This window comes from Kocuria sp. SM24M-10 (assembly GCF_001027955.1).
Lineage (GTDB): Bacteria > Actinomycetota > Actinomycetes > Actinomycetales > Micrococcaceae > Kocuria > Kocuria oceani.
The window spans coordinates 16,929-42,666 of the sequence record NZ_LDNX01000176.1; the positions used below are offsets into that span (position 1 = coordinate 16,929).

Here is a 25,738-nt window from a genome sequence, read left to right on the forward strand (position 1 = left end):
TGACCGGCCGGGCGGATCCTCGGTAGATTCGACAGGACCCGCACCGTCCGAGGAGTTCCCCATGGCCCGTCCCCGTTCGCCGCTCCTGTCGGTCGACGCCATCGTCACCGCCGCCCTCGCGCTCGTCGACGAGACAGGGGACTTCAGCTTCCCGAAGGTCGCCCGCCGCCTGGGCGTCAGCCAGTCGGCGCTGTACAACCACATCGCCAACCGGGAGCACATCGTGGAGCTGATGCGCGGCCGGGTGTTCGCGACCCCTGCTCCGGTGGACTGCGAGAACCTGCCGTGGGAGGAGGCGCTGCGGGCGCTCGTGCGGACCTACCGGGACTGCATGGTCGCCCATCCGCGCCTGGTGCCCCTGCTCATCACCCAGACCGTCCAGGACCTCGGGGTGATCGGGATCTACGAGGACATGGCGGTCGTCCTGGAGCGGGCCGGGCTCGCACGGCAGGCGGTCGTCCCGGCCATCTCCGCGATCGACTACCTGGCCCTGGGCTCCGCGCTCGACCTGACGGGGCCCGAGGTCGTCTGGGCGCCGCCGGAAGGTCGGTTCCCCGCTCTGAGTCGGGCCATCGCCGGGCTCGGCTCCGTGGAGGAGCGGGCGGAGGCGGCCTTCGCCTTCGGCCTGGACGTGCTCGTCGCAGGTGTGCGCGAGCAGGTGCTCCGCGCCATTCACTGAAAACCTTTCACCAAGGTCTTGTGGCCGCAGGACACGGGCTACATAATAATGAAAGCCTTTCATTAAAGGTGATGGCACTCACATCCCGGCCACGAGGGGGAAGACCATGTCCCAGAACGCAGCGGCACCGGAGAACGCCGGCCGTGTGCCCCTGACGACGACACGCGCCGTGTCGGTCTTCGGGATCAGCGTGGTGGGGTTCATGACCGCCAATCTGATTCCGGTCATGATCGTGGCCCTCACGGGGGAACCCGGTTTCTCCGTCACCGGAGCGGGGGCGTTGATGACGGCGTCCCTTCTGGTGTGCGCCGTAACCTGCCTGCTGACCTCCCGCTGGTCGGCCCGGTCCGGGCGGTACATCGTGGCCCGTGCTGGGCTGGGCCTGACTGCCATGGGCTTCGGTGTGGCTGCATTCGTTCCCTCCGTGCCCATGGTTGTTGCCGGCGTCGTGCTCGGCGGGGTGGGCGCCGGTGGGGCGGTCTCCGCCGGTGGGGCGGCACTCGGCGCCCTGCGCAATCCTGACCGTGCCTCGGGCATCAACGGCTTCACCAACCGCGCGATCGTCTCAGTTGTGTTGTTTGTGATCCCAGTGTTGGGTGCCGGTATGGGCAGCGCTTTCGGACTGCTCGCGGGCCTCGCCCTAGCGGCCCTGTTCACCACCGGGTGGCTGCCTGACCGTCCGGCCCCGGAAGTGGGCGCCACGGGGGAGTCCTCCGCTGTGTCTGCCACCCCGACCTCACGGACGACGACGGTCGCTGGGTTCGGATTGCTGGTTTGCTTCGCCTTGTGGGCGCTGAGCGAGGACTCATTGTGGGCGGTGGCGGCCACGATGGGCGCCGAACAGGCCCGACTGGACGAGACCGGAATGGGGCTGGTGCTGAGCCTGTCCACCCTCGGGGGGCTGATCGCCTCGGCCCTGGTGGGACTTGCGGGCCCGCGCTTGGGCCGTACGGCACCGCTGGTGGTGGCCCTGGTGGCGGGCGGGGCGTTGAAGCTGCTCGCCGGGAGCGTGACCGACCCGGGGTGGTACATGGTCGTGGTCATCGCTTGGAACACCCTCTACATGCTGTCCTTCATCTACATCATCGCCGTGGCAGCGGCCCTGGACGCCTCGGGGAAGTGGTCGGCTCCGGTGCTGGGGGTCTACCTCATCGGGTCTTCCTTCGCCCCCGTATTCGGCACCTCTATCTCGGCGGCGGCCGGTTACACCACCCTGGGTGCGGTGCTGGCCGGGATGACGTTCGTACTTTTGATCCCCTTTGCCCTCATCTCCCGACATTCCGTCCGCACCGAAGCTACTGCAGCCCGTCGGGCTGCAGAGACCGAGTTCCCACAGGCGGCAATCGTCTGATGTCCCCCTCCCCACGAGCAGAGAGCAGTTCCGTGCCCGCACGCACCCTCTACACCCACGCGACCGTCTTCACCGCCGACGGCGCCGACGCCGAGGCCTTCGTCGTGGAGGGCGAGCGCTTCCTGTACGTCGGCACCGAGAACTCCGCCCGGCGGGCGGCCGGTCCCGGCGCCACCGAGGTCGATCTCGCCGGGGGCTTCGTCCTCCCGGGCGTCATCGACGCCCACACCCACCTGCTGATGACCGGACAGTCCCTGCAAAAGGTGGCGCTGCGCGACGCCGCGGACCTCACCGAGATCCAGCGGCGGCTGCGCCGGGCGGTCGACGACCATCCGGACGCGCCCCGGGTCCTGGGCTCCGGCTGGCTCTACAGCGCTCTCGGCGGGACGGCGCCCACCCGGCAGCTGCTCGACGACGCCGTTCCGGACCGCCCCGTGTACCTCGACGCCAACGACCTGCACTCGGTGTGGGTCAACAGCGCCGCCCTGGCCGAACTGGGCATCGACGACACCACGCCGGACCCGATCGGGGGCCGGATCAGCCGGGACCCGGTCACCGGGGCGGCCGACGGGATGCTGCACGAGACTGCGGCCCAGCAGATCGTCTGGCCGGCCCTGGCGCGGGCGGCCAGCGATGCCGACCGGGACGCCCAGTTGGAGTCCGCGTTCGAGCACTACCTGGCCGTCGGCGTGACGGGCGCGGTGGACATGGCCGTCCAGGACGACGACCTCGCCGCATTCCGGCGCGCCGCCGAACGCCACGGCGGAACGCTACCGCTGCGGGTGAAGGGCCACTGGCTCGTCCACCGCCGCGGCACCGAGGCGGAGAACCTCGCCCAGGTCGCCCGGGCGGTGCAACTGGCCGGGGAGCTCTCCGGGGACTGGCTGCGGATCTGCGGGATCAAGGTCGTCGTCGACGGCGTGATCGACAGCTGCACCGCGGCCATGAAGGAGCCCTACGCCGACGGCAGCACCTGCGGGCCCATCTGGGACCGGGAATCGCTGACACCGGTGGTGGTCGCCGCCGACGCCGCCGGGCTGCAGGTCGCCCTGCACGCCATCGGCGACGAGGCCTCGGACATCGCTCTGGATGCCCTCGAGCAGGCCCACCGGATCAACGGCCCCCGGGAGGACCGCCGGCACCGGATCGAGCACCTGGAGACGGTCACCCAGGCCAACGTGCGGCGGCTCGCCGCCCTGGACGTGGTGGCCTCCGTGCAGCCCGTCCACGCCGACCCGGCCATCCAGGACAACTGGCGGGCCGTGCTGGACGACCACCGCGCCGAGCGCGCCTACCCGTGGACGGAGTTCCTCGCCGCCGGTGCCACCCTGGCGATCAGCACGGATGCGCCGACCGCGCCCCACCAGCCGCTGCCCAATCTGTACGTGGCCACGACCCGCCGATCCGCGCTGGATCCCTCGCTGCCCGCCAACCTGCCCCGCTACGCCCTGGACCTGGCCGACGCCCTGTGCCACGCCACCCGCGACGCCGCCTTCTCCTGCCGCGCCGAGGACCAGGAGGGGCGGATCGTCGCGGGCCACCTCGCCGATTTCGCCGTTCTCGACGCGGACCCCTTCGCCGCCGAGGCCGCGCAGCTGCTGAGCAACCGCACGCGGCTGACCGTCGTGGCCGGCCGCGTCGCCTTCGCGTCCACCGCAGAGCCCGCCGCGCCGTGAGCGGCGCGCCCCCGCCCCCTGTCCGCCCGACGACCCGAGGAACGACGACCATGAACCCTGCCACCCGCCCCGCCGACCCTGCTGCCACGGCCGCTGCGGCGACCACCGTGATGCCTGCCGAGTGGGGTCCCCACGACCGCACCTGGATGGCCTTCCCGCCCCCCAACGACACCTTCGGCCCCGCCGGCAGCGAGACCCTCGACCGTGCCCGGCGGGCCTGGGTGGCCGTGGCCCGCACGATCGCCCGTCACGAGCCCGTCACCGTGGTGGCCGCGCCCGCCGACGCGGACGACGCCCGCGCCGCGCTGGGGGAGGGCGTCGACGTGGTGACGGCTCCGCTCGACGACGCGTGGCTGCGCGACTCCGGGCCCACCTTCGCCCACGACCCGGCCGGGGACGTGGTCGCCGTGGACTGGGTGTTCAACGGCTGGGGCGCCCAGGAGTGGGCCGCCTGGGGCCACGACCAGCACCTGGGCCGTTTCGTGGCCGAGCGCGCCGGGGCCGCGGTGCGGGCCAGCACCCTGGTCAACGAGGGCGGCGGGTTCCACGTCGACGGCGAGGGGACCGTGCTGCTCACCGAGACCGTGCAGCTGGACCCCTGCCGCAACCCCGGCGCCACGAAGGAGCAGGTGGAGGCGGAGGTCCACGCCCGGCTGGGCACGTCCCGGGCGATCTGGCTGCCGCGCGGGCTCACCCGCGACTACGACGAGTTCGGTACCCGCGGCCACGTGGACATCGTCGCCGCCTTCGCCGGGCCGGGGACCGTCCTGGTGCACCGGCAGGACGACCCCGCCCACCCCGACTTCGAGGTGTCCCGGCAGATCCGTGCGGTGCTCGAGGCCGCCACCGACGCCCGCGGGCGCCGGCTGCGCGTCGTCGACGTCCCCGCCCCCACCGTGCTCGACGCCGGCGACGGATTCGTGGACTTCTCCTACATCAACCACTACGTCGCCAACGGCGTGGTCGTGCTGTGCGCCTTCGACGACCCGCACGACGCCCTCGCCGCGGAGATCCTCGCCGAGGCCTATCCGGGCCGGGCGGTGGAGCTGGTCGACGCCCGCGACATCTTCGCGTTCGGCGGCGGCATCCACTGCATCACCCAGCAGCAGCCGGCGCCCCGCGGCGCCGCCACGGACGGGGAGGGCACCCGATGAGCACCTCCGGCGGCCCGGACGACCGGCCCGGCACCCCGGCCGACGGCAGGCCCGGCGGCAGGACCGGCCGCGGGGTCGACGTCGTGGAGGCGGGCATCGCGCAGCTGCGCGCGGCACTGGAGGCCGGGCGCACTACCAGCGAGGAGCTGGTCACCGCCTACCTGGCCCGCATCGCGGCCTACGACCGCGGCGGCCCGGAGCTCAACGCCGTCGTCGTGGACAACCCCGCGGCGCTGGAGGAGGCCCGCGCCTCCGACGCGCGCCGCGCCCGCGGGGAGGTGCTCGGTCCCCTGGACGGGATCCCGTACACCGCCAAGGACAGCTACCAGGTCCGCGGCCTCACCGTGGCGGCCGGCTCGCCCGCGTTCGAGCACCTCGTGGCCCAGCGCGACGCCTTCACGATCGAGCGGCTGCGGGCCGGCGGTGCGGTGCTGCTCGGGCTGACCAACATGCCCCCGATGGCCAACGGCGGCATGCAGCGCGGCGTCTACGGCCGGGCCGAGAGCCCCTACAACGGGGCCTACCTCACCGCGGCCTTCGGGTCCGGCTCCTCCAACGGCTCCGGGACGGCCACGGCCGCGAGCTTCGCCGCGTTCGGGCTCGGCGAGGAGACCTGGTCCTCGGGCCGCGCCCCGGCGTCCAACAACGCCCTGTGCGCCTACACCCCTTCGCGCGGGGTCATCTCGGTGCGCGGCAACTGGCCGCTGGTGCCCACCATGGACGTCGTCGTCCCCCACACCCGCACCGTGGCCGACCTGCTCGAGGTCCTCGACGTGGTGGTCGCCGACGACCCCGAGACCCGCGGGGACTTCTGGCGCGTGCAGCCCTGGATCGAGATCCCGGCCGCCTCGGCGGTGCGGCCGGCCTCCTACCCGGCCCTGGCGGTGCCCGACGCCGCCGCGGCCGCCGTCGTCCTGGCGGGACGGCGGCTGGGCGTGCCGCGGATGTACGTCAACGCCGACCCCGGGGCCGGCACCGCCGAGTCCCCGGGCATCGGCGGCCCGACCGGCCGGCGCATCGAGACCCGCCCCTCCGTGATCGCGCTGTGGGAGGCGGCCCGGCACGACCTCGAGGCCGCCGGCGCCACGGTGGTCGAGGTCGACTTCCCGGTGGTGAGCAACTACGAGGGCGACCGGCCCGGAGCGCCCACCCTCGCCACCCGCGGACTGGTGAGCGCGGAGTACCTGCACCGGGAGATCGTGGACCTCTCGGCCTGGGCGTGGCACGACTTCCTCGAGGCCAACGGGGACCCCGCCCTGCACCGGCTGGCCGACGTGGACGGTTCCCGGATCTTCCCGCACCCGGCCGGCGCCCTGCCCGACCGCTACGACGGGTTCGACGACGACATCGCCGACTACCCGGACTTCGTGCGCGAGCACGGCGTGCCCGTGCTGACGCGGATCCCGCACCTGGCGGAGGGGGTGCGCGGGCTCGAGGAGACCCGCCGCGTCGACCTGGAGCAGTGGATGGACGAGCTGGGCCTGGACGCCGTGGTCTTCCCCGCCGTCGCGGACGTCGGGCCCGCCGACGCCGACGTCGACCCGGTCTCCGCGGACCTGGCCTGGCGCAACGGCGTGTGGGTGGCCAACGGCAACCTCGTGCCCCGGCACCTGGGGATCCCGACCGTCACGGTGCCGATGGGCACGATGGCCGACACCGGCATGCCCGTGGGCCTCACCCTGGCGGGCCGCGCGTGGGACGACACCGCCCTGCTGCGCCTCGCCGCGGCGTTCGAGGCCACCGGCGCCCGCCGCACCGTCCCCCCGCGCACCCCACCCCTGCCCGCCTGACCCGCCCGGCCCTCCCGGTTCTCCTGCCCGCGAGACGGCACGTGGCGGGGACCCAGCACGCTGCGGTCGCCGCCACGTGCCGTCTCGCGGGCAAGTGGGAGGGGGAAGGGGAGGGGGTGGTCACCAGACGGTGACGCGGTCCTCCGGGGGGAGCCACAGGGCGTCGCCGGGGCGGGTGCGGAAGGTCTCGTGGAAGGCGTCCATGTTGCGGACCACGCCGTTGCAGCGGAACTCGTCCGGGGCGTGCGGGTCGCCCGCCAGGCGGTTGATCAGCTCCTGCTCCCGGGCGGTGGAGCGCCACAGCCCGGCGTAGGCGTAGAAGAACCGCTCGGCGCCCGTGAGCCCGTCCAGCACCGGCGCCGTGGCCAGGTCCAGGCCCTGCTCCGCGAGCGCCATCCGGTAGGCCACCAGGGCGATCTCCAGACCGCCGAGGTCCCCGATGTTCTCGCCCACGGTGAAGGCGCCGTCGACGTGGTGCTCGGCGGAGAGGCCGCGCGGGGTGAAGCCGTCGTACTGGGCCACGAGCGCCGCGGTGCGCCGGGCGAACTCGGCGCGGTCCTCGTCGGTCCACCAGTCCACGAGGTGCCCGTGGGCGTCGTACCGGGCGCCCTGGTCGTCGAAGCCGTGGCCGATCTCGTGGCCGATCACGGACCCGATCGCGCCGTAGCACACGGCGTCGTCGGCGTCGGCGTCGAAGTAGGGCGGCTGCAGGATCCCGGCGGGGAAGACCACCTCGTTGAGCACGGGGTGGAAGTAGGCGTTGACCCAGTGCGGGTGGAGCAGCCACTCGCCGCGGTCCACGGGCGTGCCGATCTTCCGCACGGCGCGGTCGTGCTCCAGGGCCAGGCCGGCGCGGACGTTGCCGAGCAGGTCCGTGGGGTCCAGGTCCAGGCCCGAGTAGTCCCGCCAGGTGCTGGGACAGCCGACCTTGACGGTGAACGTGGACAGCTTCTCCAGGGCCCGGGCCCGGGTGGCCTCCGACATCCACTCGAGCCGGCCGATCCGCTCCCGGTAGGCGGCCAGCAGGTGCTCCACGAGCTGCTCCACCCGGGCCCGGTGCGCGGGCGGGAACCAGCGGTCCACGTAGGCCCGGGCCACGTCGTCGCCCAGGACCCGGGTGACCAGGAACTCGGCGCGCTTCCACCGCTCCCGGGGGCGGGTGATCCCGGACAGGGCGGTGCTGTAGAAGCGGAAGTTCTCCGCCACGAAGGGTTGGGGCAGGAACGGGGCGCGCCGGGACACGATCCGCCACGACTGCCAGATCCGGATCTGCTGCTCCGACCACTCCGCCCAGAGCTCGCCGAGCCGGGACGTGAAGGAGGGCTGGCGCACGATGATCCGGTCGAAGGCGCTCGCGCCCCGCTGCGGGGCGATGCCCGCCAGCCACGCCGCCCAGGGGAAGCCGGGGGCCATGGCCACCAGGCCGGGCACGTCCACGGGGTTGTGCATCTGCGCCACGTCCCGCGCGGCGACGGTGTCCCAGTTCGCGGCGGCCAGCTGCGTCTCCATGGCCAGCACCGTGCGGGCGGCCTCCTCGCCGGTCACGCCCCACCGCGCCGGCAGGCCCGCGAGCTCGAGCATCGCCGCGACGTGGCCGGTGAACGCCGCGCGCAGCGGCCCGTGCACGGCGTCGGTGTAGTGGGACCGCGTGGGCAGGGACAGTCCGTCCTGGCACAGGAAGAAGGAGTAGCGGGAGGAGTCCCCGGAGTCGTTCTCCACGAAGAAGGACAGCAGGCCGTCCACCCCGGTGCGCTGCAGGGCCGCCGAGGCCCCGGCGAGCTGATCCTTGCCGCGCGCGGCGCCGAGCAGCTCGAGGTCGGGGTCCAGGGCGTCCCGGCCGCGGCGCTCGACGGCGCCCTCGTCGAGGAAGGAGCGGTGCAGGACCGCCATCGGGGACCCGGCCGGGGCCGCCCGGACGATCTCGTGCACCCTCCGGGCGTTGAGCTCGGTCAGGAGCGCGGACGCGCCGTCGGAGGCGCGGTCCGCGGGCAGCTCGTGGGCGTCGATCCAGCCGCCGTTGACGTGCCGGTGCAGGTCGTCCTGCGGGCGGACGCCGGGGTGGAGGTGCTGCAGGTCCAGGCCGGAGGCGGTCGTCACGGGCGCATCCCCTGTCGTGGTCGTGGGGCGTGTCGGAACGCACGGGGCCGACGACGCCGCCCGCCCGGTCCCAGCCTACGGACGGGAGCGCCGTGGCCCGCGGTCGGCGGGCCACGGCGTCCGTGGTGGTGGTCACACCCGGGTGGGCGCGGGGCGGATCAGCTCGCGGACGGCTCCGGGCTCGCCGAGCCGGCGGCCTCCCCGGTGCCCAGCCACTTGCCCTCGAGCTCCTCGAGGGTGCCGTTCTCCTCCATGGTGGCCAGCGACTCGTTGACCTGCTCGAGCAGGGCGGTGTTGCCGGTCTTCACGGCCAGGCCCAGCTGCTCGCCGGTCTCGATCTCCTCGACCAGGCGCAGCTCCGGGTTGTCGGTGATGGCCGGGCCCATCACGGAGATGTTGCCGATCACGGCCTCGACGTCGCCGGTGTTGAGCCCCTGGATCATCAGGGCGGAGTCCTCGTACTGCACGACCTCGGCGTTGTTCTCCTGGGCCTGGGTCTCGCCCGTGGTGGCCTGCTGCACGCCCACGCGCTTGCCCTCGACGTCGGCCAGGGAGTCGATGTCGGCGTCCGGGGCCACCAGCAGGGCGAGGTTGTCGTCGAGGTAGGGCTCGGAGAAGTCCATGACCGACTCGCGCTCCTCGGTGATGGTCATCCCGGAGGCGGCGAGGTCGCACTGGTCCGAGTCCAGGGCCACACCCGACTGGATGCCCTCGAAGGCGGTGCGGATGAACTCCGTCTCCACCCCCATGTCCTCGGCGATGTTGTTGACCAGGTCGATGTCGAAGCCGACGGTCTCCCCGTTCTCGGTGTACTCGAAGGGGCGGTAGGGGATGTCCGAGCACACCGTCAGCGTGCCCTCGTTGATCAGGCTGATCTCCCCGCCGGTCGCCTCGCCGCCGGCCTGCTCGCCCCCGCCCGTGTCCGAGCACGCGCTCAGCGCCAGCGCGGAGACGGCCAGCACGGACAGGGTCGCTGCCCCGTGGAACCTGCTCTTCATGGATCTTTCCTTCCCTCGGGAGGTGTTGGCTCGTCCGCCCCCGGCGCGGCGTCGTGCCGGAGAGGGAGCCACTGCTGAATGTGCCTCAGTGTAGGGCGTCCGGGGTTGCCGGTGTGTTGCGCACCACTGGCCGGTAGCACATCAGCTGTCCCCACTGCTGTCCACGCGGACCGGTGGCCGGGTCCGCACCGGAGCCCGGTCTTCGGCACAATGGGCTCATGACTCGGACGGACGACATCCTCGCCGCGGGGGCACACCGATGACGGTCGCACCGGCGAGCGTGCGCGTGGACGCGTGGCTGTGGGCGGTGCGCGTGTTCAAGACCCGGTCCGCCGCCACGGCCGCGTGCCGGGCGGGCCACGTCAAGATCGACGGCACCTCGGTCAAGGCGGCCCAGCCCGTGCGGCCCGGCCAGCGGGTGACCGTGCGGCGTCCCGGCCACGAGCAGGTCCTGGAGGTGGTGCAGCTGCTGACCAAGCGCGTCGGCGCTCCCGTGGCCGCGGCCGCCTACGTGGACCACAGCCCGCCCCCGCCCCCCGCCCTGCACGCGGCCGTGCCGCGCCGGGACCGGGGCGCCGGACGTCCCACCAAGAAGGACCGCCGCGAGATGGATCGCCTCCGGGGGCTGTGAGCGGCTCCGGGGGGACGGCCGGCCGCACCGGCGGGTGCGGGGGCGTCGGTACCCTGGTCCGGTGACCACCACCGCACGCCCGCGTGGGCTCAACCGGCAGATCCTGGCCCTCGCGGTGCCCGCCTTCGGCGCGCTCGTGGCCGAGCCGCTGTTCCTGCTGGCGGACTCGGCGATCGTCGGGCACCTGGGCACCCCGCAGCTGGCCGGGGTGGGCGTGGCCGCCGCCCTGGTCCAGACGGTCGTGGGGCTGATGGTCTTCCTGGCCTACAGCACCACGCCGGCGGTGGCCCGGCACCTCGGCGCCGGCCGGCTCCCCGAGGCCGTGGCGGTGGGCCGGGACGGGCTCTGGGCGGCCGCCGGGCTCGGCGTCCTGCTCTCCGCGGCGGGCTGGGTGCTCGGGCGGCCCCTGCTGGAGCGGATGGGTGCCCGCGGCGAGGTCCTGGAGCACGCGGTCGCCTACCTGCACTGGTCCCTGCCCGGGCTGACCGGCATGCTCCTCGTGCTCGCGGCCACCGGCGTGCTCCGCGGGCTCCAGGACACGAGGACCCCGCTGCTCATCGCGGGGATCGGGGCCGCGGCCAACGCGGTGCTCAACCTCGTGCTGGTGCACGGCGCCGGCCTGGGCGTGGCCGGCGCCGCGATCGGCACGAGCGCCGTGCAGTGGGCCATGGCCCTGGCCTACCTGCGGATCGTGCACCGGCTGGCCCGCCGGCACGGGGTGGGGCCGGCGACCTCGTGGGCCCGGCTGCGCTCCCACCTGGCCGTGGGGTCCTGGTTGATGCTCCGCACGGTGTCCCTGCGGGTGGCCATCCTCGCGACCGTCCTGGTGGTCACGGCCCAGGGCGCCCAGAACCTCGCCGCCCACCAGCTCGTGATGACGGTGTTCAGCTTCCTGGCCTTCGCCCTCGACGCCCTGGCCATCGCCGCGCAGGCGCTGCTGGGCCGGGACATGGGCGCCCGGGACCTGGCGGAGCCGGCCGAGCGGCAGGCGATCCGCGACCTGATGCGCCGGCTGGTGCTCTGGGGCCTCGGCTTCGGGGTGGTGACCGGTCTGGCCGTGGCCGTGCTCGGGACGCGTCTGGGCTTCCTGCTCAGCCCGGACCCGGCCGTGCAGGCCCTGTTCGCGGCGGCCCTGCTCGTGATCGCGGCGGGCCAGCCGCTGGCCGCCTACGTCTTCGTCCTCGACGGGGTGCTCATCGGAGCCGGGGACGCCCGCTACCTCGCCGTGGCCGGGGTGCTCAACCTCGCCGTCTACGCCCCGCTGCTGGCCCTCGTGGCCGGTTCCGGCGGCTCGGGCACCGGCGGACTCGTGTGGCTGTGGATCGCCTACGCAGGAGGCTATCTGGGAGCCCGGGCGCTGACCCTCGGGCTGCGGGCCCGCGGTGACGCCTGGCTGCTCCGGAACGCGCGGTAACAACCGGGAACCCACGGCGGGATGTGCGGTGGATCACCTAAAATTGCGCCCATGGACAACGACTCCCGCACGCAGAACCAGCCCGCTGCCGGGCACGACGTCGTGCTCGTCGGGATCGACGGGTCGGACCAGGCCCGGCACGCCCTCGACCGGGCGGTCGAGGAGGCCCGGGCGCACGACTTCTCGGTCCGCCTGGTCGGCGCCTATCCGGTCATCGGGGTGGGCGACCCCGGGCTCGAGCAGCGCTTCACCGAGGCGGTGACCAAGGAGAACGCGGAGCACCTCGCCGAGGCCCGGCGGGTCGTGGAGGACGCGGGGCTGCCCGTGGAGACCGTCGAGGCCGCCGGGGACGCGGCCAAGGCCGTCGTGGAGCAGTCCGGCAGCGCCTCGCTCGTCGTCATGGGCAAGCGCGGCCGCGGCGGGGCCCTGCGCGGCCGGCTCGGCTCGGTGTCCGCGGCGGTCGCCGCGCACGCCAAGTGCCCGGTCGTGGTCGTCCCGGAACCGGCGGAGAAGAAGCACGGCGAGCGCAGCCGCGGCGGCACCGACTACGCGCTGGAGGACCAGGGGCCGGTCAAGGCGGAGGAGATCGACTTCTCGGGGCGGGTGGTCGTCGGTCTCGACGCCCTCGGCTCGCGCAACCCGGCGCTGTGGCAGGCCGTGCAGTACGCCGAGGAGCACGGCAAGCCCCTGGCCCTGGTCTCCGTCAACGGGGCCCTGTCCGGCACGCCCTCCTGGTTCCAGGACGAGTTCAACCAGGCCCGGTACTTCCGCGAGGCCGAGCGCAAGCTCGAGGAGATCTCGCGGGAGATCGCGTCCGAGCACCCCGGCCTCACCGTGGAGCACCACATCTTCGTCGGCCGCCCAGGACGCATCCTGATGAACGCCACGCACTCCGCGGACCTGGTCGTGGTCGGCTCCCGCGGCATCGGCGGGTTCCGCGGGCTGCTGCTCGGCTCGGTCTCCCAGGCCGTGCTGGAGAACGCCGCCGGACCGGTCATGATCGTGCCGGCCCACCCCGCCTGAGCGACTCCTCCGGGGGTGCGCGCCGCGAGAACAGGAAGCAGCCACCCATGGCAGAGCAGATCGTCGTCGGCTACGACGGCTCCGAGAACAGCGACCGTGCCCTCGACTGGGCCATCCAGGAGGCGCGGTCCCTCGGGTCCGAGCTGAGGGTGGTGGTCTCCATGGGGCGGCCCGTGGCCGTGGACCCCAGCCTGTACGGGCCGTTCCTGGAGGCGATCGAGGCGGAGGCCGACCAGGTCGCCGGCACCGCCGTCGCGAGGGCCCGGGAGGCCGGCGTCCCGGCCGTCGGCGTCGCCGAGCGCGGTGACGCGGCGGGCGTGCTGGTGCAGGAGTCCGAGCACGCCGCGGCGCTGGTGCTCGGCCGCCGCGGCCGCCGCGGGGTGCGCGGACGCCTGGGCTCGGTCTCGGCGGCGGCCTCGGCGCACGCCCGGTGCCCGGTGGTCGTGCTCCCGGAGCGCTGGGACCCGCGGGCCGACCGCGGCGCCGAGGGTCCGTTCAGGGGCCGGGTGCTCGTCGGCGTGGACCGACTGGGGCGGGACAACCCGGCGGTCGTCGCGGCCGCACGGTACGCCGCGCGGCACGGCACCGGGCTGACGCTGGTCACGGTGGTGCCGGAGGCCGCGAGCGTGCCCACGGGCTCCGCGGACCTGGACCGGGCGGTGCGCGAGCAGCTCACCGAGCCCGCCCAGGCCCTGGTGGACCAGGTCGCCGCGGGCGTGCGGGAGGACCACCCGGGACTGGACGTCGAGACGTACGTCTTCTCGGGCTCGCCCGCGGACCAGCTGGTGCGGGCGGGGCGGACGGCGGACCTCGTGGTGGTCGGCAGCCGCGGCTACGGCGGTTTCCGGGGCCTGCTCATGGGCTCCGTCTCCCAGGCCGTGCTCAACGAGGGCGGCAGCCCGGTGATGGTGGTCCCCACCCGCCGGAAGGGCTGAGTCCGTCCGGGCGCCGTCCGCCCGCAGGCGGAGCGTGCCCGGCCCCGCGGCGCCGAAGCTCGCCCGGCAGGCGGATCCGCTCGCGGCCGCGGTCTGCGACGGTGGGGACGAGCCCCGGACCGCCGGGGCCGGGAAGGAGGAGCCGTGCGCCGACGGACACTGGCCGCGGTCGCTCTGGGCGGCGCCGTCCTCACCGCGTGCTCCGCCCCGGCGCCGGGAGTTCCTGCACCGCCCGTCGACTCCGACGTCCTGGACGCCGCCGGCGTCCTCACGGACGCGCAGGAGCGGGAGCTCGACGCCCTGATCCAGGAGCACAACGCGGCCACGGACGCCGCGCGGGTCGCCGTGCTCACGGTGGAGGAGACGGGCGGGCCGATCGAGGACCGCGCCCGCGAGATCGCCACCGCGTGGGAGGTGGGCGACGCCGGGGCGGACAACGGCGTGCTCGTGCTCGCGGCCACCGGGGACCGGGAGCTGCGGATCGAGTCGGCGGACGGGGTGCGGGAGCAGTTCACGGACGACGAGGCGGAGCGGGTCGTGGAGGAGGTGCTCGAGCCCGCCTTCGCGGACGGGCACTATGCGGAGGGCCTGGCCGAGGCCGTGGAGCAGGTCTACGTCTACGCGCGGGGCGAGGAGCCCCCGCAGGAACCCTTCGACTGGGCGCTGTTCGGCGGGGTCGCCGGCGGATTCGGCCTGGTCGGTGTGCTCGTCGCCTGGTGGATCGCCGCGGACCTGCGCCGCCGGCGGCGGATCGCCGACGAGGAGCTGCGGGCGGCCCGGCAGCGGGACCCGGACCTGCGGCTCACCGAGGAGCAGCAGAAGGCGTACCGGACGTACCGCTACCACCACCGCAAGGACGACGCCGTGACGAACCCCGCCGTGTGGCTGCCGCTCCACCTGGCCAACCCGGGACTGTACTCCGGCGGTTCGGGCAGCGGCACGGACGGCGGCGGCGCGGGCGGGTCCTCCTTCGGCGGGGGCGGCGGCTTCACGGGCGGCGGGGCCTCCGGCAGCTACTGACCGGGCGCCCGCCGGCGCGGCACCGTCCCGTGGGCGGCGCCGCGCCGGCTCCCGTCAGGCGGGCAGGGCCTGCCGTGCGGCGACGAGGGAGAGCAGGTGCCGGTGCACGGCGGTCTCCCCGGTCAGCTCGGGGTGGAAGGAGATGCCCACGACGCTGCCGCTCGCCACCGCGACCACCTCGCCGCGGTGCCGGGCCAGCACCGTGACGCCCTCGCCCGCGCGGGTCACCACGGGGGCGCGGATGAAGGCCGCGCGCACGGTGGCCCCGTCGTCGCCCCAGGTCAGTACGGCCTCCTCGGAGGCCGTCTGGGAGCCGAAGGCGTTGCGGGCCACGGTGACGTCCAGGACCTCGAGGGTGCGCTGGCCGGGGGCCGGGTCCTCGATGCCGGAGGAGAGCAGGATCAGCCCGGCGCACGTGCCCAGGGTCGGCAGCCCGCCGAGCACGGCCTCGCGCAGCGGGTCGCGCAGCCCGAACAGGCGCAGCAGCCGGTCCATGGTGGAGGACTCCCCGCCGGGCAGCACGATCGCGTCCAGCCCGGAGAGCTGCTCGGCCGTCTTCACGAGCACGGCCTCCGCGCCGAGCTCCCGGAGCATCGCGGCGTGCTCGGCGACCCCGCCCTGCAGGGCGAGGACCCCGACCCGGGGCGCGGAGCTCACCAGCCGCGCTCCGCGAGCCGGTGCGGGGCGGGGAGGTCGCCCACGTTGATCCCGACCATCGCCTCGCCGAGCCCGCGGGAGGCCTCGGCGATCTTCTCGGGGTCGTCGTAGTAGGCGGTGGCCTTCACGATCGCCTGCGCCCGGGCGGCGGGGTTGCCGGACTTGAAGATGCCCGAGCCCACGAACACCCCGTCGGCGCCGAGCTGCATCATCATGGCGGCGTCCGCGGGCGTGGCCACACCCCCGGCGGTGAACAGCACGACCGGCAGCTTTCCGGTGCGGGCGACCTCGAGGACGATGTCGTACGGGGCGGCGAGCTCCTTGGCCTTCACGTAGAGGGCGTCGGGGGAGACCGCGTACAGGGCCTGCAGCTCCGCGATCTGGCCGCGGATGGTGCGGATGTGCTTGGTGGCCTCGGAGACGTCCCCGGTGCCGGCCTCGCCCTTGGAGCGGATCATGGCGGCGCCCTCGGCGAGCCGGCGCAGGGCCTCGCCCAGGTTGGTGGCACCGCACACGAACGGGACGGTGAAGCGCTGCTTGTCGATGTGGTTGACGTAGTCGGCGGGGGAGAGGACCTCGGACTCGTCGATGTAGTCGACCTTCAGGTGCTCCAGGACCTGGGCCTCCACGAAGTGGCCGATGCGGACCTTGGCCATCACGGGGATCGACACGGAGGCCTGGATGCCCTCGATCAGGTCCGGGTCGGACATGCGGGCCACGCCGCCCTGGGCGCGGATGTCGGCGGGCACCCGCTCGAGGGCCATGACGGCCACGGCGCCGGCGTCCTCGGCGATGCGGGCCTGCTCGGCGGTGACGACGTCCATGATGACGCCGCCCTTGAGCATGTCGGCGAGGCCGCGCTTGACCAGCGGGGAGCCGGTGAGCGGGGTGGCGTCCGCGGGGGAGGTGGTCCGGGCGGAGTTCTGGGCAGGAGTGGTCTGCAGATCGGTCATGCGACCATCCTCCGCCCCTGAGTGGTCCACCAACAGGTCCACCGACGGTAGAATTCGTTGGACCACTTGCGGTCCGGCTCCGCCCGGCCCCGACCAGGACCCGAGGTGCCCGTGCGCCACTCCCACGACGTCGACCTGCCCGTGCGCGTCGACCGCGCCGACCCTGCCCCGCTGCCCGCCCAGCTCGTCCAGCAGCTGCGGGAGCTGGTGGTCTCCGGCGTGCTGCGCCCCGGGGACCCGTTGCCCTCCACGCGGGGGCTCGCCGCCCGGCTGGGCGTCTCGCGGGGATCCGTGGTGACCGCCTACGACCAGCTGCACGGCGAGGGCTATCTGCACGCGACCAACGGGGCCACCGTCGTCCATCCCGACCTCGCCCGCTCCCGCGTCGAGCGGGCGGAACCCCGCCCGGACGACCGGTCCGGGTCCCGGCCGACGGCGCCGCCGCCGCGGCGGGCCCGGGACCGGCCCATGATCGACCTCACCCCCGGGCGCCCCGACACCGCGCGGCTGGCCACCCCCGGCTGGCGGGCCGCGTGGCGGGACGCCGCGGCCGCCGCCGCGGGGGCGGCCGCGCCCCCGGCCCAGGGGGCGGAGCCGCTGCGCGAGCAGATCGCCGAGCACCTGCGGCTGATGCGCGGCGTGGTCCGGGACCCGCAGGACCTCTTCGTCACGGCCGGGGCGCGGGACGGGCTGCAGCTGCTGCTGGCCGCCCTGGGCGGCCTCGCCGGCCGCCCGCTGCGCGTGGCCGTGGAGGACCCCGGATACCCCTCCCTGCGCCGGGTGCCGGAACGGCTCGGCCACCGGGTGCTGCCCGTGCCGATCGACGACCACGGCCTCGACCCCGCCCGGCTGCCGTCCGGCGCGTGGTCGGGGGCGTGGTCGGGGGACTGGGAGATCGACCGGGCCCCCGACGCCGTGGTGGTGACCCCCAGCCACCAGTACCCCCTCGGGGCCTCGATGCCCGCGGCCCGCCGCCTCGAGCTGCTCGACTGGGCCCGCGCCCACGACGCCCTGATCGTGGAGGACGACTACGACTCGGAGCTGCGCTACGTCGGCGAGCCGCTCCCCGCGCTGTCCGCCCTCGACCACGGGCCCGGCGCCGTGGCGCGCCCGCCCGCCCCGGGCCGGCGGCTCGGGAGCGGCGGGCACGTGGCCACGCTCGGCTCCTTCACCAAGGTCCTCGCGCCGGGGCTGGGGGTCGGCTACCTGGTCGCCCCGCCGGCCCTGCGGGAGGAGCTGCTGCGGCTGCGCACCGACCTCGGCAACCCCGCCTCGGCGGTGGCCCAGGACGCGATGGCCCGCTTCCTCGCCGACGGCGGGCTGCGCCGGCACACCGCCCGGATGCGGCGGGAGTACCGGCGCCGGCGGGACCTGCTCGGCGCGGCGCTCGCCGGGGTCCGCGGGGTGCGGGCCGTGCCCATGGACGGCGGGCTGCACGCGGTCCTGGAGTTCACCGGGGAGGTGGCCTTCGAGGAGCAGGACGTCGTGGCCCGCGCCGCGGCGGCGGGCGTGCGGGTCGCCGCGCTGGGCTCCTACTGGGCGGAGGGCGCGCGCGGTGGGCGCCGCGGCGTCGTGGTGGGCTTCGGCGCCACCGGCGCCGCCCCGGAGGGCGACGCCCTGCCGGACGCCCTCGCGGTGCTGGCCCGGGTGCTCACGGCGCCCGGACCGGCGCCCGGACCGGCAGTCGGGGCCGCTCGCTAGACTGTGCCGTGGCCCGCGGGCCCCGCCCGGGCCGCCCCGCCCGGGCCGCCGCACCGGGGCCCCGCCCGCCGCGCCGTCCCCGAAAGGCCTCACCGTGAACCCCGAACCGAGCACCGGCATCCACCGCGACCTGTTCGCGCCCACGCTGCTGCGCGCGCTCGTGGCCCTGTGCTTCGCCGCCGTGACCATCTTCTGGCAGGAGCCGTCGATGGGCGTGGTGGTCTGGGGCGTGGGCCTCTACCTCCTGCTGACGGGTGCGGCGAGCATCCTGCTGCAGCTGCGGCTCAACGGCAACGAGCACGTGGACCTGGGCCGCAGCCGGCAGGGCCCGCAGTCCTACGGCCTGCTCTACGCCGTGGGCGGGGTGCTCACGGTCCTCGGCGCGGACAGCCCCGGCGGCCTCGTGCTCTACGCCGGGCTCGTCATGGGTGTCGCCGGGCTAACCGAGCTCGCGCTCGGGCTGTCGTCCCGCACCACCTTCCCGCTGGGCCGGGACTGGACCATCGCCGGGCTCGTCACGGTCCTCGCCGCCACGGGCCTCGTGCTGGTGGCCGATCTCGGCGCCAAGGCCCTCTTCGGCGTGGTGGGCGCCGCCGCGGTGGTCATCGGCGTCACCCACCTGCTCGCCGCGCTGAGCCTGCGGCACGAGGACCGGCAGGGCCGGGCCCCTGCCGGAACGGCGTAGACTGGTCAACCGCACAGCAGGCCCCGACCTGCCGACGACACCGGTTCACGAGGAGGACGAGTGGCACAGCGCAAGGGCTCGCGAGGCGGCTTCCGGGCCGACGTCAAGGGCCCCCTGATCCTGTCCGCCGTGCTCGCGGCCGTGACCTTCGGCGGCGTCGCGGTCCTCGCCAGCGGCGGGACCGAGAACCAGCTGCGGCTGGACCTGGCCTTCACCGCGGCCGGCATCGTGTTCATCGTGGCCCTGGTGGTCAGCGCCACGCTCATGATCGTCGAGAAGCCCAACGACCCCCATCTCGGGGAGGGCACCGGCGTCAACCGCTCCTCGGCCAAGCTCTACGCCGAGGCGCGCGCCCGCCGCGAGGCCGCCGCACAGCCGCCCGGCGAGGCCGAGTTCGGCCAGCGCGTCCGTCCCGACACCCGCGGCGAGGACCTGCTCGGCCAGCGCCCCGCCGAGGACCCGGCCCCGGACACCGGCGGGGACACGGCCGGCGGCACGGGCGAGCGCACGGGCGGCGACGACGGAGCCCCCCGCCCCTGAGCCCCGGCGGCCGGCCTCGGGCCCCCGCTCCGGGGCCTTGGCCGCCGTCCGCCCGCTCAGTAGATTGGGCACCACCTGAGCAGCCGGGCCGACCCGCGCCCCCGCTCCAGACGCAAGGACGGGAAGCAGCATGAGCCAGCAGCCGGAGCCGCCCACCGAGGGCGACGAGGAGTTCGAGCAGAAGGTCGAGCAGCGGATGGCGGACACCCCGGACGCCGATCCGGAGGGCAGCTACTCGAACGCTCCCCAGGAGGGGCAGAAGAGCGACCTGCCGGTCCTCGAGGAGGACGAGGACAGCGTGGCCACCCCGGGCAGCAGCGACGCCTGACCCGCGGAGTGCGCACACGGCGACGCCCCGGGAGGACCGATGTCCTCCCGGGGCGTCCGCGTGTTCGGGCCCGTGCCCGGCTCAGCGGCCGAAGCCGCGCAGCCGCAGGGAGTTCAGCACCACGAACACGGAGCTGAAGGCCATGGCGGCGCCCGCGATCACCGGGTTGAGCAGTCCGGCGGCCGCCACCGGGATGGCCACCGTGTTGTAGGCGAAGGCCCAGAACAGGTTGGACTTGATGATCGACAAGGTCCGGCGGGACAGCGCGATGGCGGTGGGCACCGACCCCACGTCGCTGCGCACGATGGTGATGTCCGCGGCCTCGATGGCCGCGTCCGTGCCGGAGCCCATCGCGATCCCGAGGTCGGCCTGGGCCAGCGCGGCGGCGTCGTTGACGCCGTCGCCCACCATGGCGACCACACGCCCCTCGTCCTGCAGGTCGCGGACCACCGCGACCTTGCCCTCCGGGCTGACGTCCGCGACGACGTCCCCGGCGGGGATGCCGGCCTCGGCCGCGACCGCGCGGGCCACCGGCTCGTTGTCGCCGGTCAGGAGCAGGGGCCGCAGCCCCAGGCCCTGGAGCCGCGCGATCGCCTGCCTGGCGTCGTCCTTCACGGTGTCGCGCAGGTCCACGAATCCGGCCAGGGCCCCGTCGACGGCCACGAGGATCGTGGTGAACCCGCCCTCCTGGGCGCGCCGCAGCGCGTCCAGCTGGGCGGTGTCGAGGCGCACGCCGTTCTCGGCGAGCCAGGTGGTGCGCCCGACCACCACCGAGCGGGAGTGCATCCCGTCGGCCACGTGCGCGCGGACGCCGCCGCCGGGGGCCGAGACGAAGCCGGAGAGCGGGAACCGGTGCGGGGTGGCCTCGGCCACGGCCCGGGCGATCGGGTGCTCGGAGTGCTGCTCCACCGAGGCGGCGAGGTCGAGCACCTGGTCCCGGGAGTAGGCGCCCACGAGGGTCACCGCGGCCACGGAGAGCCGGCCGCTGGTCACCGTGCCGGTCTTGTCCAGCACCACGGTGTCCACGGTGCGGGTGTCCTCGAGCACCTCGGCGCCCTTGATGAGGATCCCCAGCTGCGCGCCGCGGCCGGTGCCGGTGAGCAGGGCCGTGGGCGTGGCCAGGCCGAGGGCGCACGGGCAGGCGATGACGAGGACGGAGACCGCCGCCACGAACGCGGCGTCGACGTCGCCGGTGAGCACCAGCCAGCCCACCAGCGTGAGCAGGGCGAGCACGAGCACGACCGGGACGAAGACCCCGGAGATCCGGTCGGCGAGCCGGGCCACGGGCGCCTTGCTCGTCTGTGCCCGGGCGACCGCACGGCCCATCTGGGCCAGGGTCGTGTCGGCGCCCACGCGGGTCGCCTCGACCAGCAGCCGGCCGTTCGTGTTGATCGTCGCCCCGGTCACGGTGTCGCCGACGCCCACCTCGACCGGCAGGGACTCGCCGGTGAGCAGGGAGGTGTCCACGGCGGAGCGGCCCTCGAGGACCACGCCGTCGGTGGCGATCTTCTCCCCGGGGCGCACCACGATCCGGTCCCCGGGCTGCAGCTGCTCGGCCGGCACGCTCGTCTCGACGCCGTCCCGCAGGACGACGGCGTCCTTGGCGCCCAGTTCGAGCAGCGCGCGCAGCGCCTCCCCGGAGCGGGCCTTCGCCCGGGCCTCGAGGTAGCGGCCCAGCAGGAGGAAGGCGGTCACGAGGGCGCCGGTCTCGAAGTACAGCTGGTGCCCGCTCATGTCCATGGTGTGGCCGAGCATCGCCCCGGCCGTCATGGCCGGGTCGCGCAGCAGGTTCCACAGCGAGAACAGGTACGCGGCGGACACGCCCAGGGACACGAGGGTGTCCATGGTGGAGGTGAGGTGCCGGGCGTTGAGGGCGGCCGAGCGGTGGAACGGCCAGGCGGCCCAGGTCACCACCGGCAGGCTCAGCAGCGCGGCCACCCAGCCCCAGTGCGGGAACTGGAAGCCGGGCAGCATCGAGATCACGAGCACCGGCACGGAGAGGGCGCCGGCCACGACCAGGCGTCGGCGCAGGGAGTCGGGGGAGCGCAGCGAGGAGGCCTCCCGGCCGGAGATCCGCTCCATCGCGGAGACGGACCCGCCGCCGCTCCCGTCGTCGTCGGGCCCTCGGTGGGGCGCCGTCCTGATGACGGCCCCGTAGCCGGCGTTCTCGACCGTCCCGAGGATCTGCTCGTCGGTCACGCCCTCCGGGGCGTGGACCGTGGCGGTCTCCAGGGCGAGGTTCACGGAGGCGTCCACGCCGTCGAGCCTGCCGAGCTTCTTCTCGACCCGGCTCACGCACGAGGAGCACGTCATGCCGGTGATCTCCAGCTCGAGGGTGCGCAGGGGCCCGGCCGCCCGGCCGGGCACCGCCGCGCGCGTGCGGGTCTCAGGCAACCGAGTACCCCGCTTCCTCGACGGCGGCGGCGATCTCCTCGGACGTCAGCTCGCGGGAGGCGGTGACGACGACGGGGGACACGCCCCCGGCGACCAGGTCCACGTCGACGGACTGGACGCCGTCCAGCTCGGTCAGCTCCTCGGTGACGGACATGACGCAGTGCCCGCAGGTCATTCCGGACACGTTGACGGTGGTCTGCGTGGTGGTCTGCACGGTGGTCTCCTCTGGGGTTTCGGTGGGTGCGGGTCGGGGAGCGCGCGCGGGGCGGGTCAGCTCTTGAGCAGGCGCGCGATGGCCGCGGACGCCTCCTGGAGCTTGTCGTCCACGCTGGCGACGTCCCCGGACTCCTGGGCGGCCTCGACGGCGCCCACGACGCAGTGGCTGAGGTGCTCGTCCAGCAGGCCGAGGCTCACGGCCTTGAGCGCCGACTGGATCGCGGAGATCTGGGTGAGGACGTCGATGCAGTACTTGTCCTCCTCGACCATCCGGTGGATGCCGCGGACCTGGCCCTCGATGCGCCGCAGGCGCTTGAGGTACGCGTCCTTGTCCTGGGTGTACCCGTGCGGCGGCAGGGTCTGGGTCATGGGTCCTCCTCGGTCGTCCTGCCGACACTGTATACCCCTTGGGGGTATGGTTCAAGGGATGGGCCGGGAGCACCGCGGCGATGTGCCAATCTTGAGGCATGGCTTCACTGATCGAGGACTACGCCCTGCTCTCGAACATGCGCACGGGTCCGCTCGTCTCCCGCACCGGATCGGTCGACTGGCTGTGCGCCCCGCGCTTCGACTCCCCCTCGTTCTTCGGGGCCCTGCTGGGCGAGGCCGATCACGGGCGCTGGCTGCTCGCCCCCTCCTGCACGGTCGCCGACGAGGCCGGCGGGGAGGTGCTCGACGAGGAGGAGAGCGGGGCCCAGGTCGCGGAGCGGTTCTACGTGGAGAACACCTTCGTGCTGCAGACCGTGTGGGTGACGGACTCCGGTTCCGTGCGCGTCACCGACTTCCTCCCGCTGACCTCCCGCACGGATCTCATCCGCCGCGTGGAGGGCCTCACCGGGGAGGTCGAGATGTACCAGGAGCTGCGGGTCCGCTTCGGCTACGGCGCCGTGGTGCCCTGGGTCAGCCGCTTCGAGGGGGAGGAGGACCCCGAGGGCGGGGACCCCGCCCCGCCCATGCTCGTGGCCATGGCCGGGCCGGACGCGCTCGTGCTGCGCGGCGAGCCCCTGCCCGAGTCCTCCGACGACGACGTGCGCCGCCACCGCGGGACCTTCACGGTCTCCGCCGGCCAGGCCCGGGACTTCGTCCTGACCCACTTCCCGTCCCACCGCACCCCGCCGGCGCCGGTGGACGTCAACGAGCAGCTCACCCGCACCGTGGAGCTGTGGCAGGACTGGTCCGGGCTCTACACCCCGCCCGCCGCCGAGCAGGACGAGCCGGTGCACATCGTCCCGGTCCGCGGCCACGCCGTGGCCCGGCGCTCGGACGTGGTCCGGCGCTCGCTGCTCGTGGTGCGGGCCCTGATGCACCAGGAGACGGGTGGGCTGGTGGCCGCGCCCACCACCTCGCTGCCGGACGTGGTGGGCGGCGAGCGCAACTGGGACCACCGCTTCTCCTGGCTGCGGGACGCGGCGATGGCCCTGGAGATCATGCTCGACCACGACCACGACCGGGAGGCCGTGCAGCTGCGCAACTGGCTGCTGCGGGCCGTGGCCGGGGACCCCCACGACCTGCAGAACATCTACGGCGTCGCCGGGGAGCGCCGCGGCCGCGAGCACCAGCTGGACCTGCCCGGCTACGAGCGCTCCCGCCCGGTCCGCGAGGGCAACGGCGCGGCGGGCCAGCACCAGACGGACGCCGTGGGCCATGTCATGGTCGTGTTCGAGAAGCTTCGCCGGCGCGGGGCGGTGGAGGACCACCTCTCCTGGCCGCTCCAGCAGGCGATGCTGCGCTCGGTGGTGGAGAACTACGAGGTCAAGGACCAGGGCCTGTGGGAGATGCGCGGCGAGCGGCAGTACTACACGCACTCCCGGGTGCTCATGTGGGCGGCCCTGCAGTCCGGCGTGGACGCGGTGCGCCTGCACGGGCTGCCCGGGGACGCGCCGGTGTGGGAGCAGCTGCGGGACGCCCTGGCGGAGGAGATCTGGACGAGCGGCTACGACCCGGAGGTCGGCTCCTTCGTGCAGTACTACGGGTCGAAGGCCGTGGACGCCTCCCTGCTGCAGCTGCCGCAGGTGGGCTTCGTGGCCCACGACGACGAACGGATGCTGGGCACCGTGCGGCGGATCGAGGAGGAGCTGCGGCACCCGTGCGGGCTGATCCACCGCTACCGCAACGTCCTGGGGCCCGTGGACCCCGAGGACCCCGACGCCTACGCCGGGGTGATCGGCGTGGACGGGTTCTCGGGCCAGGACAACCCGCACCTCGGCGCGTCCCTGTGGCTGGCGGCCCAGTACGCCCGCTCCGGGCGCACCGACAGCGCCCGCAAGCTCGTGGACCTGGTCCTCTCCCGCGCCAACGACCTCGGCCTGCTGTCCACCGAGTGGTCGCCCGACCGGCGGCGGATGACGGGCAACTTCCCGCAGACCTTCGCCCACCTGGCCCTCGTCCAGGCGATGGACGCCCTGGACGCCGCACAGGGGCGCCGCACCGCGCCGGAGCCCCGGGAGGCCTCGGGGGTCACCCCGTGAGCCACACCTTCCCCGTCGGCTGGCGGAGCTCGCCGGCGGTGCGGATCGGGCTGTCCCTGTCCGTGGCCACCGGGCTGTACGGGATCTCCTTCGGCGCGCTGTCCGTGGCGGCGGGTCTGAGCTTCTGGCAGACGGTGGCGCTGTCCGCGCTCATGTTCACGGGCGGGTCCCAGTTCGCGTTCATCGGGGTGGTCTCCGGCGGCGGGGCCGGGGCCTCCGCGCTGGGTGCTGCGACCCTGCTCGGGGTGCGCAACGCCGTCTACGGCATGAGCATGAACGCCCTGGTCCGCCCCCGCGGCGGGCTCCGGCTGCTCGCCGCGCAGGTGACCATCGACGAGTCGAACGCGGCGGCGTCCTCCCAGACCCACCCCGTCGAGGAGAGACGGGGGTTCTGGACCGCGGGGGTCGGGGTGTTCCTGCTCTGGAACCTGTTCACCGTGGTCGGCGCCCTGCTCGGCAACGCCCTCGGCGATCCCGCCCGCTGGGGTCTGGACGGCGCCGCCGTGGCGGCCTTCCTCGGGCTGCTGTGGCCCCGGCTCAGCGCCCGGGAGCCCGTGGCCGTCGCGGTGGTCTGCGCCCTCGTCACGGCGCTGACCATCCCGGTGCTTCCGCCGGGGCTGCCGATCCTGGTGGCCGCGGTGGTCGCCGCGCTCCTCGGCCGCTCCCGCCGCCGGGGGGCCGGCGCGGCCGCGCCCGGCCGGACGGAGGCCGGGGCATGAGCATGTGGTTCTGGGTCCTCGCGGCGTGCGCGCTGGCCTACGGGCTCAAGCTCGTGGGCTACCTCGTGCCGGACCGGGTGCTGGACGACCCCCGGGTGGGACGGATGGCGGGCACCGTCACGGTGGGCCTGCTCGCCGCCCTCGTGGTGATGAACGCCTTCGGCTCCGGCCAGGCGCTGGTGCTCGACGCCCGGCTCGGGGCCCTGCTGGTCGCGGGGGTCGCCCTGATGCTGCGGGCGCCGTTCCTGCTGGTCGTCGTCCTGGGCGCGGCCGCGGCGGCCGTGCTGCGGCTGCTCGGGGCCGCCTGAG

The 25,738-nt window shown here is 74.6% G+C and carries 24 protein-coding genes; 17 read left to right on the forward strand and 7 right to left on the reverse strand.

Going from position 1 to position 25,738, the window contains the following annotated elements:
• Positions 1–61 precede the first annotated feature (61 nt).
• The 5 genes from ABL57_RS20270 to ABL57_RS20290 all read left to right on the forward strand — a co-directional run bounded on the left by ABL57_RS20270 (position 62) and on the right by ABL57_RS20290 (position 6,650).
• On the forward strand, positions 62–679 hold the full coding sequence (locus ABL57_RS20270; protein ID WP_047805294.1) for a TetR/AcrR family transcriptional regulator C-terminal domain-containing protein: 618 nt from the start codon (positions 62–64) through the stop codon (positions 677–679).
• 106 nt (positions 680–785) lie between these two features.
• The gene (locus tag ABL57_RS20275) at positions 786–2,030 is read left to right on the forward strand and encodes an MFS transporter (RefSeq protein ID WP_047805295.1); all 1,245 of its coding nucleotides are present in this window, start codon (positions 786–788) and stop codon (positions 2,028–2,030) included.
• Positions 2,031–2,062: 32 nt separating this feature from the next.
• Positions 2,063–3,706 carry an amidohydrolase gene (locus ABL57_RS20280; protein ID WP_047805296.1) on the forward strand — a complete coding sequence of 548 codons (1,644 nt, stop codon included), beginning with the start codon at positions 2,063–2,065 and terminating at the stop codon, positions 3,704–3,706.
• 50 nt (positions 3,707–3,756) lie between these two features.
• On the forward strand, positions 3,757–4,860 hold the full coding sequence (locus ABL57_RS20285; RefSeq protein WP_047805297.1) for an agmatine/peptidylarginine deiminase: 1,104 nt from the start codon (positions 3,757–3,759) through the stop codon (positions 4,858–4,860).
• Entirely contained in the window at positions 4,857–6,650 is a 1,794-nt protein-coding gene (locus tag ABL57_RS20290; protein WP_082157616.1) for an amidase, read from the forward strand. The genes ABL57_RS20285 and ABL57_RS20290 overlap by 4 nt, the downstream gene beginning before the upstream one ends.
• A gap of 120 nt (positions 6,651–6,770) precedes the next feature.
• On the opposite strand, the gene ABL57_RS20295 is transcribed toward ABL57_RS20290, so the two are convergent.
• Both ABL57_RS20295 and ABL57_RS20300 read right to left on the reverse strand, forming a co-directional pair.
• Complete coding sequence (locus tag ABL57_RS20295; RefSeq protein ID WP_047805298.1) at positions 6,771–8,747, reverse strand: M13 family metallopeptidase; 1,977 nt, start codon at positions 8,745–8,747, stop codon at positions 6,771–6,773.
• A 158-nt stretch (positions 8,748–8,905) separates the two neighbouring features.
• Positions 8,906–9,745, reverse strand: a complete 840-nt coding sequence (locus ABL57_RS20300; protein WP_047805299.1) for an ABC transporter substrate-binding protein — start codon at positions 9,743–9,745, stop codon at positions 8,906–8,908.
• Between the two features lie 259 nt (positions 9,746–10,004).
• Between ABL57_RS20300 and ABL57_RS20305 the strand changes: the two genes are divergently transcribed.
• The 5 genes from ABL57_RS20305 to ABL57_RS20325 all read left to right on the forward strand — a co-directional run bounded on the left by ABL57_RS20305 (position 10,005) and on the right by ABL57_RS20325 (position 14,768).
• Positions 10,005–10,376, forward strand: a complete 372-nt coding sequence (locus ABL57_RS20305) for an RNA-binding S4 domain-containing protein (protein WP_047805300.1) — start codon at positions 10,005–10,007, stop codon at positions 10,374–10,376.
• A gap of 61 nt (positions 10,377–10,437) precedes the next feature.
• Complete coding sequence (locus ABL57_RS20310) at positions 10,438–11,790, forward strand: MATE family efflux transporter (protein WP_047805301.1); 1,353 nt, start codon at positions 10,438–10,440, stop codon at positions 11,788–11,790.
• Positions 11,791–11,841: 51 nt separating this feature from the next.
• Complete coding sequence (locus ABL57_RS20315) at positions 11,842–12,813, forward strand: universal stress protein (RefSeq protein WP_047805302.1); 972 nt, start codon at positions 11,842–11,844, stop codon at positions 12,811–12,813.
• 47 nt (positions 12,814–12,860) lie between these two features.
• Positions 12,861–13,748 (forward strand): universal stress protein, encoded by an 888-nt coding sequence (locus tag ABL57_RS20320; RefSeq protein ID WP_047805303.1) that lies wholly within the window; start codon positions 12,861–12,863, stop codon positions 13,746–13,748.
• 144 nt (positions 13,749–13,892) lie between these two features.
• Complete coding sequence (locus ABL57_RS20325) at positions 13,893–14,768, forward strand: YgcG family protein (protein WP_047805304.1); 876 nt, start codon at positions 13,893–13,895, stop codon at positions 14,766–14,768.
• Positions 14,769–14,822: 54 nt separating this feature from the next.
• On the opposite strand, the gene pdxT is transcribed toward ABL57_RS20325, so the two are convergent.
• Positions 14,823–15,425 (reverse strand): pyridoxal 5'-phosphate synthase glutaminase subunit PdxT, encoded by a 603-nt coding sequence (gene pdxT / locus ABL57_RS20330; protein ID WP_047805305.1) that lies wholly within the window; start codon positions 15,423–15,425, stop codon positions 14,823–14,825.
• A complete protein-coding gene (pdxS, locus tag ABL57_RS20335) occupies positions 15,422–16,378 on the reverse strand; it encodes a pyridoxal 5'-phosphate synthase lyase subunit PdxS (RefSeq protein WP_047805306.1) in 957 nt (318 codons plus the stop codon). Before pdxS ends, pdxT begins: the two co-directional genes overlap by 4 nt.
• A 111-nt stretch (positions 16,379–16,489) precedes the next feature.
• Here pdxS and ABL57_RS20340 point away from each other — a divergent pair, with 111 nt between their 5' ends.
• The 4 genes from ABL57_RS20340 to ABL57_RS20355 all read left to right on the forward strand — a co-directional run bounded on the left by ABL57_RS20340 (position 16,490) and on the right by ABL57_RS20355 (position 19,632).
• Entirely contained in the window at positions 16,490–18,079 is a 1,590-nt protein-coding gene (locus ABL57_RS20340; RefSeq protein WP_082157623.1) for a PLP-dependent aminotransferase family protein, read from the forward strand.
• Positions 18,080–18,173: 94 nt separating this feature from the next.
• The gene (locus tag ABL57_RS20345) at positions 18,174–18,764 is read left to right on the forward strand and encodes a DUF308 domain-containing protein (RefSeq protein ID WP_082157618.1); all 591 of its coding nucleotides are present in this window, start codon (positions 18,174–18,176) and stop codon (positions 18,762–18,764) included.
• 60 nt (positions 18,765–18,824) lie between these two features.
• Positions 18,825–19,304, forward strand: coding sequence for a hypothetical protein (locus tag ABL57_RS20350; protein WP_047805307.1), 480 nt, complete (start codon positions 18,825–18,827; stop codon positions 19,302–19,304).
• A gap of 130 nt (positions 19,305–19,434) precedes the next feature.
• Complete coding sequence (locus ABL57_RS20355) at positions 19,435–19,632, forward strand: hypothetical protein (RefSeq protein ID WP_047805308.1); 198 nt, start codon at positions 19,435–19,437, stop codon at positions 19,630–19,632.
• A gap of 81 nt (positions 19,633–19,713) precedes the next feature.
• Here ABL57_RS20355 and ABL57_RS20360 read toward each other — a convergent pair whose 3' ends face one another.
• From ABL57_RS20360 to ABL57_RS20370, 3 genes are all read right to left on the reverse strand, one after another.
• Complete coding sequence (locus ABL57_RS20360) at positions 19,714–21,945, reverse strand: cation-translocating P-type ATPase (protein WP_238986149.1); 2,232 nt, start codon at positions 21,943–21,945, stop codon at positions 19,714–19,716.
• 73 nt (positions 21,946–22,018) lie between these two features.
• The gene (locus tag ABL57_RS20365) at positions 22,019–22,201 is read right to left on the reverse strand and encodes a cation transporter (RefSeq protein ID WP_047805333.1); all 183 of its coding nucleotides are present in this window, start codon (positions 22,199–22,201) and stop codon (positions 22,019–22,021) included.
• A gap of 95 nt (positions 22,202–22,296) precedes the next feature.
• The gene (locus tag ABL57_RS20370; RefSeq protein ID WP_047805310.1) at positions 22,297–22,611 is read right to left on the reverse strand and encodes a metal-sensitive transcriptional regulator; all 315 of its coding nucleotides are present in this window, start codon (positions 22,609–22,611) and stop codon (positions 22,297–22,299) included.
• A gap of 98 nt (positions 22,612–22,709) precedes the next feature.
• Between ABL57_RS20370 and ABL57_RS20375 the strand changes: the two genes are divergently transcribed.
• Genes ABL57_RS20375 through ABL57_RS20385 form a run of 3 tightly spaced genes read left to right on the forward strand, consistent with a single transcriptional unit; the run spans position 22,710 to position 25,737 of the window.
• Positions 22,710–24,710, forward strand: coding sequence for a glycoside hydrolase family 15 protein (locus tag ABL57_RS20375; protein WP_047805311.1), 2,001 nt, complete (start codon positions 22,710–22,712; stop codon positions 24,708–24,710).
• A complete protein-coding gene (locus tag ABL57_RS20380; protein ID WP_047805312.1) occupies positions 24,707–25,429 on the forward strand; it encodes an AzlC family ABC transporter permease in 723 nt (240 codons plus the stop codon). The genes ABL57_RS20375 and ABL57_RS20380 overlap by 4 nt, the downstream gene beginning before the upstream one ends.
• Complete coding sequence (locus ABL57_RS20385; RefSeq protein WP_047805313.1) at positions 25,426–25,737, forward strand: AzlD domain-containing protein; 312 nt, start codon at positions 25,426–25,428, stop codon at positions 25,735–25,737. The genes ABL57_RS20380 and ABL57_RS20385 overlap by 4 nt, the downstream gene beginning before the upstream one ends.
• Position 25,738 lies beyond the last annotated feature (1 nt).